Below are 12,619 nucleotides of genomic sequence, written 5' to 3' on the forward strand. Positions count from 1 at the left end.
TTTTAAAAACTGCAATTTCTTTTCATATCTTTCTCCACAGCTAAAATATTTATAACCTAAATGTTTGACTATACATGCAAAAAATCCTCGTTATCGGTCTCGGAAAAGTGGGGTCTCTCGTCGGGACTTTATTGAGTAAAAAATTCAATGTTACCGGGGTTGATAAAACCCAACCTGCTGTGCTGCTTCCATTTCCGGTGATCCCCGGCGACATTAGCAATCCGGAATTATTAGAACAAACGCTTGCCGGGTTTGATGCGGTTGTGTCCTGCATGCCTTATAATCTGAACTTACCCATCGCGCGCAAAGCCTGCGAGCAGGGAATACATTATTTCGATCTGACCGAAGATGTTGCCACGACTGCCGCAATACGAGAAATGGCAAAGGAGAGCAGGAGCGTACTTGCACCGCAATGTGGCCTGGCGCCTGGTTTTATTGGCATAGTAGGAATGGATCTGGCCAAACGGTTTACCAAATTACGCGACATCGAACTGCGCGTAGGCGCTTTGCCACGCTATCCGAATGGCTTGATGGGCTATTCTTTTACATGGTCTCCGGCGGGTGTCGTGAATGAGTATATCAATGATGCGGAAGTGATCCATAATGGCATCAGGAAGATGGTTCCTTCATTGGAAGGCGTTGAAATGATCAATATTGAAGGGCAGGAGTTTGAAGCTTTCATCACCTCCGGAGGTTTAGGGACCATGTGCGAAACGTTGGAAGGGAAGCTGGATACGCTGAATTACAAGACGATACGATATCCCGGACATTGCAGTCTGATGCGTTTCATGCTTTATGAACTTTGCTTAAAGGATAAGCGCGAACTGATCGAGCAAATATTGACAGAGGCTAAACCGCCTGTGCAGCAGGATGTTGTTTACGTTTATGCAGTTGTTGAAGGCTGGAAAGAGAACCGGTTGGAAAGGGAAGAGTTTTACAGGGCATACCATCCCATTGAAATCGACGGGCAACATTGGCGCGCTATTTCCTGGACAACTGCCGCATCTATTGCCTCGGTTGTAGAGATGGTTGCAAATGGCGTGTTACCCAGTCAGGGTTTTATTCGTCAGGAAGATATTTTATTGCAAGATTTCCTTCAAACACAAAATGGTTCGTTTTTTAATTGAGAAGGAGCATTACACACAAAAGACTTATTAATGGAAAATATACAAACTGTCTTGGATGCGCTAGGCATTCAGCAGCTTAATAATGGTGTTAGCACAGGCAAAGTTCATCAGGCCGGAAATGGAGGGATTTTGGATTCCGTTTCGCCGGTTAACGGCAAAAGAATAGCGCAGGCAAACCAGGCTGATCGCTCTGATTATGACTTCGTGGTGCAGAAAGCGGTAGAAGCGTTTAAAATATGGAAACAGATCCCTGCACCAAAACGCGGTGAGATTGTGCGTCAGATGGGTGATCAGCTTCGGAAATTCAAAACGGAGTTTGGCACACTGGTAAGTTATGAAATGGGCAAAAGCTTGCAGGAAGGATTGGGAGAAGTGCAGGAAATGATCGATATCTGCGATTTTGCGGTGGGTCTTTCGCGTCAGCTCTACGGACTAACCATGCATAGCGAACGCCCGCAACACCGGATGTATGAGCAATGGCATCCGATCGGTGTCGTCGGCATTATTTCTGCATTTAATTTTCCGGTTGCAGTCTGGTCGTGGAATGCGATGCTGGCGTGGGTTTGCGGGGATGTTTGTATCTGGAAACCTTCGGAAAAAACGCCGCTAACGGCATTGGCGTCCCAGAACATTATCAAAACAGTGCTTGAAGAAAACGATGTGCCGGAAGGCGTTTCCTGTGTTTTGACGGGCGGTCGCGAGGTAGGAGCATGGCTCGCAAATGATCCGCGGATCGCATTGGTTTCGGCAACGGGAAGCACACGGATGGGGAAGGCGGTGGGTGAGGCCGTCGCGAGGCGGCTGGGTAAAAGCTTGCTTGAACTGGGCGGTAACAATGCCATCATTATCACACCGTCGGCCGACCTGCATGTTGCTATCCCCGGCATTGTATTCGGGGCAGTAGGAACGGCAGGCCAGCGATGCACTTCTACCCGAAGGATCATTGTCCAGGCTGACATTTACGAAGAGGTGAAGCAGCGGCTGGTAAAGGCATATGCGCAACTGCGCATTGGAAATCCCCTTGATGCCAACATGCACGTCGGTCCGTTGATCGATAAAGATGCAGTTTCTCAATATCAGCTTGCCGTAGAAAAAGTCATAGACGCCGGTGGCACTTTTATTGTCGAGCCGCAAGTGCTGAATGGGCCAGAATTTTCGTCTGGATGTTACGTTGCGCCATGTATTGCGGAGGTTCAAAATAAATATGCAATCGTGCAGCATGAGACATTCGCGCCCATTCTTTATTTGATCAAATACAATGAACTGGAAGAGGCCATCGCCATTCAGAATGACGTTCCGCAAGGACTATCATCTGCTATTTTTACGCTAAATATCAGAGAATCAGAGTTATTCCTTTCTCATGCAGGATCTGATTGCGGAATTGCTAATGTGAACATTGGCACTTCGGGAGCGGAGATTGGCGGGGCTTTCGGCGGAGAAAAGGAAACGGGCGGCGGTCGCGAATCGGGTTCGGATGCCTGGAAATTTTATATGCGCAGACAAACAAACACGATCAATTATGGAACGGCGCTTCCCCTGGCGCAGGGAATAAAGTTTGAGATTGAGTAATTAAAATTTTTAACTTTGTACAAATCAAGACACATTATATAACATCAGAATAGCCCCTCATGACTAAATACCAACTTACCTCAGACCAGATTAGCTCCAAAGTAGCCGGCGAAACTGTCATACTCAATCACAGCAAGGGTGCTTATTACGGACTGAATGAAGTGGGAATGCTTGTCTGGGATAATTTGGAAAGAGGCCCGCAAACCATTGATTCTCTTTGTGATGCAGTGATCAGCGAATACGAGATTGATGCTGAAACATGTAAAAATGACATTGATTTTTTGCTGAAAGACCTTATTTCTGAAAACCTGGTGGAAGTAACTAATTAGGCACGGTTGGGACGATTTAAGCACCATATTGCCAAATGGAATGGTTTATCGCATGAAGGAAAGCTCATTTTTCTGAAAGCGGCTGTGAGCCTGGTGCTTATCAAGACGGGTCTGACGATTTTACCCTTCGGAACATTCAGGAAAATATTCCATTGGCTTTGCAAAAGTGAATACACCAGGGAAATTTCCCAGGAAAGGATCGATCTGACTGTCTGGGCTGTTGATACTGCTTCCCATATACTGCCATTAGAATTGCTATGTCTCCCGCGCGCGCTGGCAACCAAATATCTGCTGCGTAAAGTGCCCGCTCTAACATTAGAAATAGGCATTGAAGTAAATCCTGCCAAGCAGTTTGAGGCGCATGCCTGGGTGGAGAAAAATGGCTCGGTAATCATGGGTAACTGGCCAGAATCAGTTCTTTATCAGCGAATTTGGGTTTGGCAATGATTTTATCATAACATACATGCACTCTTACAAAGCCTTTGGGTTAAATATCCTTTCCGAAATAGAACTTCCCGAATTAAGTGACGGAGACGCTAACTTCGATCCCGATTTATATATCAAATCAGCAGCATTCGAATTGCCAGCCCTGGGCAAAACACAGTTATATCGAAGGGGCGTGCGGGCATCTTTCGGGAAAGATGCTGATGAAGATCTTTATTTGCATTGGGATAATATAGCCTCGTTTAAAGCTACAACTGGTAATTATCTGTATGTTAATGCACTGACTAATGATGATAATCTGCTAAGCCTGTTTACAGTAAGTGAGGCTATCGGTTTGATCCTGTTTCAACGCGGGTTATTTCTCCTGCATGCCAGCTCGGTGCGGGTTGGCAATGAAGGCTGGTGTTTTATGGGAACGCCGGGAGCCGGAAAATCGACAACGGCAGCTGCGTTTATAAAGGCAGGTTGCAAATTGCTAAGCGACGACCTAACCGCTATCGGATTCCATGAAGATGGATCGGCTTACATTGTTCCTGCATACCCACAGCTTAAAATCTGGGACAAAACCGTCGCCGGCCTGCATTACTCAGAATCCGAATTACATCCGGTGAGCGAAGGTGTCAACAAATTCTCATATGAGCCGAAATCAGGTTTTTCACATGAGCCAGTGCTATTAAAGGAAGTATTTTTTTTGCATAGAGCACGCAATAAGAAGCCATTAGCAGCGCTGTCTGCTGCTGAGATCCCTACCGAGACATTGAAACACTTCCCGCTGCCGAGCCAGCTGCTTACCCGGGATGTTTTAAAAAGGCTTTTTTTACAGAGCTTTCAATGCAGCAAATCTGCGAAGCTGTGGAAGAAAAAACGTCCGGACGGATTTGAAAACCTGGAAAAATGGGTCAGTGAATGCATTCCGGAACAATTAATTGCCGGATAATATGCCAGACCTGAAAATTTCTCCCGAGCTGGCCCTGCTCATTGAAGCTGCGCTTGGAGGGAAATCAAAACCGCCATTCCAAATACGTCAACGCGAGGTAATCTGGCCAAAATTCACAAGGCTGGCCAACTGGCATCAGGTGAGACCATTATTACTGGATCATTTGCAAAGCCGTACGGAACAGCCTGACATTCCTGCCAAAAATCTGGCAGCTTTGAAAGAGTTTGCAATGGGGCAGGCGGTAACCAATATGGCGTTTCTGGGAATTTCCGTGCGCTTATATCAGCAGCTTATCGCGGCTGACGTCAAAGCTTTTTTAATGAAAGGTGCATTGTGGGCCTGGCTGTTGTATGACAAGCCCAATCAGCGGGAATTCGGCGATATTGACTTTTTTATCAAGGAAGAAGATGTTCCCCAAAGTCTTGACACATTAAAAGCAAGCGGCTTTGCGCCAGACGCTTACCGCAAGTATTTATTGAGTAAGGATACATTGAGACAGGCCTATCTGAATACGGATTATCAGCTTCCTTTGGAACCGGTCGGGGAACATACATTGCAGTCGCTGGAAGTCCAGTGGAGGCCGAGTTACCCTCGTTACTGCTATGACCTGAGCTGGGCGGAGCTTTCAAAAGATATGATCCAGGTTCAAATGGCCGGTGCTGCTATCCATATTCCCCGCATGGAAAACCAATTGCTCCTGATGGTCATTCACCATGGCGGGATCGAGCAGTGGGACAAGCTGAAATACATGGGCGATTTCGTAAGACTTTTACGCAAACATGCAGGTGAGCTCGATTGGGATTACATTCAGGACATGACCATAAAGAAAAGTTTCAACCGGTTGCTCATGGAATCGCTGGCGATGGCCCATATGCTTACTGGTGAAACCTTTTTTAGCCCGCACCTTTCAAATACTATGAACACTCCTTCTGAACATTTCAAAAATGCAATTCTTATGCATTGGGAAAACGAGCGTCCGGTATTGAAATCAAAATCATGGCGCATATTTACTTATAATATGCGGCATAGAGATAATTTGAGCATTAAATTATCAATTATCGCTGCCCATTTACGCTATCTCACTTACTGGAAGTTGCTCTGGCATAAGGCCTTTTGGTACAAGCAACACCGCTCTTAAACCAGCGTTAGCGTAATAGAACCAGAGATGCTCTTTCCATGCGCAAGAATGTTAAGCCCTTCGCCGGAATTGAATGAATCCACATTGGCTGTCAATGGCTCGATAGCGACACAATCGCGCGCAGGCGGGGTGTATACGACCAGATAATTGAACTTGCCTTCTCCGGTTTCTTGCTTAATCCGCAATGTAATGTCCTGATTTTCCGAGATGAGCTCAGTGGTTACACTGTCAGACACGGAGTTCACCACGAAGCAATTATCAAAAGCTTTCTGATATATTTTGGTCGGCTTTTCTACAAGAAACGGCTTTCTGCCAACCGGAATCTGGTTATTGTCAAAATCTACAATTTCATCAGAAGGAATGTTGATCTTCCATGCGTCGGCCTGCTCATTACCAAGCACGAAATACGGATGCCAGCCAAACATTGCCGGAGCCGGCTCATTGCCTTGATTGATTGCTTCGTAAGTTAATACAAACCGGCCGTCGGCGTGCAATGTATAGAGCACAGAGAAATCAACGTCAAATGGATAGCCTTCGGGATTATCGAGCGAATAGGAGAGTTTCACAGACGCGCGATCGGTTTGAATGTCCTGTTCGTCGATGTTGAATGATTGTTTTCTCACCAATCCATGTATGGCATTCAGGTTGCCGGTTTCATTTTTAACCAACTGATATTCTTTGCCCAAGAACTTATATTTCCCATCCGGGATCCTGCTGGCAAAGGGAAATAGAAGTTCACTGGCGCTCTTCGAATCCGCAAGCAGGCTGTCGGGAGTAGGCGGTGTTTTTAGCAGAGAAAACAGGGTGATACCTTTTCGTAATGATAGCTGACGGACAATTCCTCCTAATTCCGGAATGACAACACAGCGATTTCCGGTTGCTGATTCCTGGATTACAAGTTCAGTAAGCTCGCCAAATTGTTGCGCGAATATTTCAAAAGACATTTGTTGCGGGGTTTGGGATGGATGTTTGTTACAAAAATAATAGCCGGACAATGTGATTGCCCGGCTATATATATATCATTATGAAGTCAAAGCGGCTTATTCGTTTGACACGTCTTTGCCTGCCTCTGCCAATTCTTCTTCTTTGTTGTCTTTTTCCAATGTATGTTTCACAACTTCCTCATGGATCGCTGCTTCTTCATTGGAACGACGGTTAATGTAGGCCTGATAGCTCGTTTCCTTCTCGTAAGGACGTTTTCCAATCAGTTTTTCAAGATCACTCTGGAACAAAATCTCTTTTTCCAAAAGCTCTTTCGCCAACACTTCCAATTTGTCCCGTTTCTCGAATAACAGATTTTTAACAAACTGGTAAGCCTGATCGATCAGCTTTCTAACCTCTTCGTCAATAGCTTGTGACGTTGATTCGGAATATGGCTTCGTGAATGCATAATCGCTTTGTTTTGAATCGTAGTAAGAAATGTTTCCGATGCGCTCGTTCATTCCGTACATGGTTACCATGCTATACGCGACTTTCGTTACTCGTTCCAGGTCACTTAATGCACCGGTTGAGATCTTGCCGAATACCACATCTTCCGCAGCACGACCGCCTAATGTCATACACATTTCGTCAAACAGCTGTTCTGTACGATACAAATACTGTTCTCTCGGCAGATACTGGGCGTAACCCAATGCTGCTACACCACGGGGAACGATAGATACTTTAACCAATGGGTCAGCATGTTCCAGGAACCAGCCTGCCACCGCGTGACCTGCTTCATGATAAGCAACAATTTCCTTTTCCTCAGGTGATATAAGCTTGTTTTTCTTTTCCAAACCACCGATAACCCGGTCCATAGCATCCTGGAAGTCCTGCATGGTTACTTCCTCACGGTTACGACGGGCTGCAATCAATGCCGCTTCATTACAAACGTTCGCTATTTCAGCGCCGGCAAAACCGGGTGTCTGAGAAGAAAGTTTTTGAATGTTAACGTCAGTCGACAATTTTAACGGTTTCAAATGCACTTTGAAAATCGCTTCGCGACCGATAACATCTGGCTTATCAACAGAGATCTGACGGTCAAAACGGCCTGGACGAAGCAAAGCAGGGTCCAAAACATCAGGACGGTTGGTTGCTGCTACGATAATGATACCGGAATCGGTAGCAAAACCATCCATTTCAACCAGCAGCGAGTTTAATGTATTTTCACGTTCATCATTAGACCCTGGCATTGCACCACGTCCACGTGAACGGCCAACTGCGTCGATTTCATCAATAAAGATGATACAAGGCGCTTTTTCTTTTGCTTGCTTAAAAAGGTCACGAACACGCGCCGCACCCACACCTACGAACATTTCAACAAAGTCAGAACCGGACAGGGAGAAGAATGGAACACCAGCTTCACCGGCAACGGCCTTAGCCAACAATGTTTTACCAGTTCCCGGAGGTCCTACAAGCAATGCACCCTTTGGAATTTTAGCACCCAGCTTCTTGAATTTGTCCGGGCTTTGCAGATATTCAACGATCTCTTTGATCTCTTCTTTTGCTTCATCAAGGCCTGCAACGTCGTTAAAAGTAATTTTAACTTTGTTTTCAGCATCGAACAATGTAGCACGTGAACGACCAATGTTAAAGATCTGACCACCCGGACCAACACCGCCGGACATTCTGCCCAGAATGAAGTACATCACCAGGATCATGACAATGAAAAAGCCCCAGGTTCCGAGGAAACTGGTCCAGTCGTTGCGGGTATCCACTACAAACGGCACCTTGTCATCGTCAGGAATGCCTTCCTGCATTTTGTCGAAATCTTTCTTAAATGTTTCAGCGGACGTTACCTGGAACTGGTAATGAGAAACTGTCTCACCACCGAAGTAATTATTCTCCTTTGCAACAACCTTGTATTTATCCTGTTTCAGCGCCTCAGCTTTCAGTGTAACCTCAACAGACTTGTCATTAACAATCGTTACCCTTTCGACTTCTTTGTCAGCCATCATCTTCTCGAAACGCTTTTGCGTCGTCTCACGAATGGTTGAGGTTCGGTTGAGGTATGTTATTCCAAGTATAGTGGCAATCAGAGCAGCGATAATCCAGCCCTGATATCCTTTTTGGGGACTTTTAGGACTGAGAGGCCCTCTTTTGTTATCGTTTTCGGACATTCTGTGTTTTTAATTAAGAGGAAATATAATAAACAACATTCCGGTCCAGGCTAATGTTCACCTGCCGGTCATTTATACCATGGAATCTTCCAGGTATGTTACCTCTGCATCTCCCCAAAGTTCTTCCAGATCATAATGCTTGCGGCGATCTTTGTTGAATATGTGTGCGACAACGTCGACATAATCAATCAAAATCCACTCTCCATTCGCCTTTCCTTCCTTCTGCCAGGGTTCTGTTTTGGACATTTTATAAACTTCGTCTTCAACCGAATTGGCCAAAGCATCTATCTGCGTGTCGGAGTTACCCGAACAAATTACAAAAAAATCAGTGATTGAGTTTTTTACATTTCTGAGGTCAAGTATTGCGATGTCCAGGCCCTTCTTTTCTATCATTCCTTTTGCTACCAGCTCAGAGAGATCTTTTGAGGATAGTTCTTTATTTTTGCGTTCTTTCATTCGTAGTTAATTCCTTTTCTAAACCCTAAAGTAAAACAAAAAAATTGTACAACTCTATACAGGATACCTTAATAATTGGTAAAAAAGTTATATATCTGCCAACTTGTCACTCTACAAACGACATAGCGGCTGAAATAGTGCACGCAGGGTTGTTCGATGAAGGGACGATTGTCATAACAGATAATCAGGTAAAAGGCAGGGGGCAGAGGGGTACAGAATGGGTTGCAGATCCGGGTCAGAATCTTACATTTTCCGTCATTTTAACGCCCGGTTTCCTGCCGGTAGGAGACCAGTTTTTATTAAGCCAGACAGTCGCATTGGGAATCCGCGCTTATGCTGCATTATACGTAAATGACGCCAAAGTGAAATGGCCGAACGATGTGCATGTGAATGGTAAAAAAGTGAGCGGCGTCCTGATCGAAAATTCTATTCAGGGAAGCAAAATTGGCAGCTCAATTATAGGGATAGGCGTGAACATTAACCAGGCTGCATTCACAACTTCCTACGCAACGTCTATTAGCAGGGAAACAGGCCGGCGGTTTGTGCTCAGCGCAGAGTTCCACAAGCTGCTTCGCTGCCTGGACCATTCCTATGCCAATTTGAAATCCAAAACATTACATGATCGTATCCGTAAAGATTATTTGACAAACCTGTTCGGATACAATCATGCTGTTCGGTTTAAATATCAGGACCGTGTTCTCGAAGGCACGGTAAGCCGCGTTACTTTGCAGGGAAAGCTGGTTTTAAACCTTCTTTCCGAAAGCGGCATGCTGGAAGTGGGGCTGAAAGAAATAGAATGGCTGAAAGATTAGATCAGCCCCATTTGCCTATCACAATCATCACAATAGTACAAATTCCCAAACCGAGCGACTCTCTTGCGAGTTCAATGTTGAGGCTTCGCATGGCAGTTTCTCCAAAGAATACCCCTTCAAATTCCGGCGGCCATTGCAGCACAGCCGCGACCAAATACCCCGCACCAAGCGCATAAAACACCCAACTAGGCCACAGTTCGCGAATGCTCATAAAGCATGCAAGTGCCGCAAAACTGTAAATAGCAATCCATAAGCCCGAATCGGGGTCGTTAAGCTGTAAATAAGCAAAAGCGATGAACAGTATTCCGGAAGCAATCTTAAAAAGTCTCATATCGAAGTGGGGTTAGATTGGTTTTATTTACAAAATTGCGCCAGCGCATTGGCAGCATCCGAGTAACCAACATTAAGGGCTTGTTTCAAATTCGTACAGCCCAAATCCTTTTCACCATCATTCCATTGCGCAAGGCCGAGCCCATAAAATGCTTTGCCATAAGCCGCGTCCAAACGTACGGTTTGGCGAAAGGCCAGCGTGGCTTTCTTGTAGTCTTTGTTGCGATAGTAAGTGTTTCCGAGGTTATACCAGGCCATTTTATTGTTGTCGTCCAGTTTGGTGGCTTTCTCAAAGTCAGCGATGGCTTCGGTGGGTTTTTCCATCAGCACCAATAACTGACCGCGGTTAAGGAAGACGTCGGCGGTGTCCGGTGCGAGTTCGGCTGATTTGTTGTAATCTGCAAATGCGGAATCCAGCTTGTTCTCATCTGTGTAAAGCAGCGCACGGTTAAAATAGGGTCGGTAGGAGGTTGGTTTTATTTTGATTGCCTGGCCAAAGTCCAGGAGTGCGCTTGGATATTCTTTCAGTTCGTAAAAAGCAACGCCCCGTAAATTAAATGCATCAGCGTTCGCATCGTCTTTTTCAATGGCTTTGTTGATGAACTCAATGGCCTCGCGGGTCTTGCCCTGTTGCATTAATTCTTTCCCTTTTTGCAAAAAAGCATCAGAAGATTGGGCACATGAGACACATAAATAAAGGAAAAATAAAAAAAAATAACGCGGCATAACTGTTCATTTCTAATTGATTCGCACAAAAGTAAGCCCAAACGTTAAATGAATGTTTTCTTTTTGTCAATAAAATGTCTTTATCTTTGCACCTGGCAAATCGGAACTACCAGCTCCTTCCGAATCCCCCAGGTCCTGACGGAAGCAAGGGTAGGTGGTCGATGCGGTGAGATTCTCGGTTTGCCTTTTTTTATGTCCTTTCGGTTCTATTCTCCTCTTTCTTTTTGCTTTTGACCAGGGTTTTCTACTTTTGTGGAATATTCTAACCAATAAATTCCCGTTATGAAATTTTTTATTGATACTGCTAACCTGGCAGAAATTCAGGAAGCACAGGCACTTGGTGTTTTGGACGGCGTTACTACCAACCCATCGTTAATGGCGAAGGAAGGAATTACGGGCAGAGACAACATCATGCGCCACTATAAAGCAATCTGTGACATTGTGGATGGGGATGTGAGTGCGGAAGTTATTTCAATCGATTTGGCTGGAATGATCCGTGAAGGTGAAGAATTGATCGAGATCGACGACAAAATCGTTGTGAAGATCCCTATGACGAAAGAAGGCGTTAAAGCTTTGAAATATTTCTCAGGCAAAGGTGTTCGTACCAACTGTACATTGATTTTCTCCGCAGGGCAGGCTCTTTTGGCTGCAAAAGCAGGTGCAACATATGTTTCTCCATTCATCGGTCGTCTTGATGATATTTCAACTGACGGTATCGCGTTGATCGAGCAGATTCTTTTGATTTACAGAAATTACGGTTTTGATACACAAGTTCTGGCGGCATCTGTTCGTCACCCAATGCACATTATCCAGTGCGCAGAAGTAGGTGCAGATGTTATGACAGGTCCTTTGAGCGCGATGGAAGCATTGCTGAAACACCCGCTTACAGACATCGGACTGGAAAAATTCCTTGCTGACTACAAAAAAGGAAATCCAAATACCTAATTTTTTATGACAGAGTCAACAGAGCCAATTATCATACTGGATCGAGCAGATATTTATCAGGGTGAGCGGCCTGTTTTAAACGATGTACATTTTGAAATAAAAAACGGTGAGTTCGTCTACATGATCGGACGGACCGGAAGCGGGAAAAGTTCTCTTTTGAAGACGTTGTACGCAGATTTGTGGCTGCATACGGGATCTGCCAAAGTGGCTGGTTATGAGCTGCACAACATTAAGCGATCAGATATTCCGTTTCTCCGCCGTAAAATAGGCATTGTTTTTCAGGACTTTCAGTTGCTTTCCGATCGCTCTGTTGAGGATAACCTGTCATTTGTTTTAAAAGCGACTGGCTGGGACGATAAGGGCAAAATCTCAAAGCGTATTGCTGAGGTTTTGATGCAGGTAGGACTGGGAACTGCACAGAAAAGAATGCCTCACCAGCTCTCGGGTGGTGAACAGCAGCGGGTCGTAATTGCCCGCGCCATGCTGAACGAGCCGCGGATACTGATCGCCGATGAGCCCACGGGTAATCTTGATCCGGAAGTCGCGGAGCAGATTATGCAGGTTTTCAAGACGATAAACAATGCTGGCGTAGCCATTCTGATGGCAACCCATAACCACGAATTCCTGAGGAAATTCCCGGCGCGTGTTTTGAAATGCGAGAACGGAAGTGTTATAGAAGGCTGATTTAAATAAGCCTGTAAAAGGAAA

General features: G+C 45.3%; 14 protein-coding genes. 9 read left to right on the forward strand and 5 right to left on the reverse strand.

The genetic code is table 11. From position 1 onward, the window contains the following. Positions 1-74: 74 nt before the first annotated feature. Genes G395_RS0115465 through G395_RS0115490 form a run of 6 tightly spaced genes read left to right on the forward strand, consistent with a single transcriptional unit; the run spans position 75 to position 5,544 of the window. Entirely contained in the window at positions 75-1,127 is a 1,053-nt protein-coding gene (locus tag G395_RS0115465) for a saccharopine dehydrogenase family protein (protein ID WP_026630882.1), read from the forward strand. A 39-nt stretch (positions 1,128-1,166) separates the two neighbouring features. Further along, positions 1,167-2,696, forward strand: coding sequence for an L-piperidine-6-carboxylate dehydrogenase (gene amaB, locus G395_RS0115470; protein WP_026630883.1), 1,530 nt, complete (start codon positions 1,167-1,169; stop codon positions 2,694-2,696). A gap of 59 nt (positions 2,697-2,755) precedes the next feature. Beyond that, entirely contained in the window at positions 2,756-3,025 is a 270-nt protein-coding gene (locus G395_RS0115475; protein WP_026630884.1) for a PqqD family protein, read from the forward strand. Between the two features lie 6 nt (positions 3,026-3,031). Then, positions 3,032-3,472, forward strand: a complete 441-nt coding sequence (locus G395_RS0115480) for a lasso peptide biosynthesis B2 protein (protein ID WP_026630885.1) — start codon at positions 3,032-3,034, stop codon at positions 3,470-3,472. Between the two features lie 16 nt (positions 3,473-3,488). After that, positions 3,489-4,406: a phosphoenolpyruvate carboxykinase (ATP) gene (locus G395_RS0115485; protein ID WP_026630886.1), complete on the forward strand. Its 918-nt coding sequence runs from the start codon at positions 3,489-3,491 to the stop codon at positions 4,404-4,406. A gap of 1 nt (position 4,407) precedes the next feature. Further along, the gene (locus G395_RS0115490; protein WP_026630887.1) at positions 4,408-5,544 is read left to right on the forward strand and encodes a nucleotidyltransferase domain-containing protein; all 1,137 of its coding nucleotides are present in this window, start codon (positions 4,408-4,410) and stop codon (positions 5,542-5,544) included. Here the strand turns inward: G395_RS0115490 and G395_RS0115495 are convergent. The 3 genes from G395_RS0115495 to rsfS form a co-directional block, all read right to left on the reverse strand. Then, on the reverse strand, positions 5,541-6,488 hold the full coding sequence (locus G395_RS0115495) for an aldose 1-epimerase (RefSeq protein WP_026630888.1): 948 nt from the start codon (positions 6,486-6,488) through the stop codon (positions 5,541-5,543). The genes G395_RS0115490 and G395_RS0115495 overlap by 4 nt on opposite strands. Before the next feature lie 96 nt (positions 6,489-6,584). Next, complete coding sequence (ftsH, locus tag G395_RS0115500) at positions 6,585-8,642, reverse strand: ATP-dependent zinc metalloprotease FtsH (protein WP_026630889.1); 2,058 nt, start codon at positions 8,640-8,642, stop codon at positions 6,585-6,587. A gap of 72 nt (positions 8,643-8,714) precedes the next feature. After that, the gene (rsfS, locus tag G395_RS0115505) at positions 8,715-9,098 is read right to left on the reverse strand and encodes a ribosome silencing factor (RefSeq protein ID WP_026630890.1); all 384 of its coding nucleotides are present in this window, start codon (positions 9,096-9,098) and stop codon (positions 8,715-8,717) included. Between the two features lie 44 nt (positions 9,099-9,142). Between rsfS and G395_RS0115510 the strand changes: the two genes are divergently transcribed. Then, positions 9,143-9,910 carry a biotin--[acetyl-CoA-carboxylase] ligase gene (locus G395_RS0115510; RefSeq protein ID WP_026630891.1) on the forward strand — a complete coding sequence of 256 codons (768 nt, stop codon included), beginning with the start codon at positions 9,143-9,145 and terminating at the stop codon, positions 9,908-9,910. Between the two features lies 1 nt (position 9,911). Here the strand turns inward: G395_RS0115510 and G395_RS0115515 are convergent, their stop codons facing one another. Further along, on the reverse strand, positions 9,912-10,241 hold the full coding sequence (locus tag G395_RS0115515; protein WP_026630892.1) for a transmembrane 220 family protein: 330 nt from the start codon (positions 10,239-10,241) through the stop codon (positions 9,912-9,914). A gap of 23 nt (positions 10,242-10,264) precedes the next feature. Beyond that, positions 10,265-10,966, reverse strand: coding sequence for a tetratricopeptide repeat protein (locus G395_RS0115520; protein ID WP_026630893.1), 702 nt, complete (start codon positions 10,964-10,966; stop codon positions 10,265-10,267). 282 nt (positions 10,967-11,248) lie between these two features. Here G395_RS0115520 and fsa point away from each other — a divergent pair, with 282 nt between their 5' ends. After that, on the forward strand, positions 11,249-11,911 hold the full coding sequence (gene fsa, locus G395_RS0115525) for a fructose-6-phosphate aldolase (RefSeq protein ID WP_026630894.1): 663 nt from the start codon (positions 11,249-11,251) through the stop codon (positions 11,909-11,911). A 27-nt stretch (positions 11,912-11,938) separates the two neighbouring features. After that, positions 11,939-12,595 (forward strand): cell division ATP-binding protein FtsE, encoded by a 657-nt coding sequence (locus G395_RS0115530; RefSeq protein ID WP_445438715.1) that lies wholly within the window; start codon positions 11,939-11,941, stop codon positions 12,593-12,595. Positions 12,596-12,619 lie beyond the last annotated feature (24 nt).

It is taken from the genome of Dyadobacter alkalitolerans DSM 23607 (assembly GCF_000428845.1).
Lineage (GTDB): Bacteria > Bacteroidota > Bacteroidia > Cytophagales > Spirosomataceae > Dyadobacter > Dyadobacter alkalitolerans.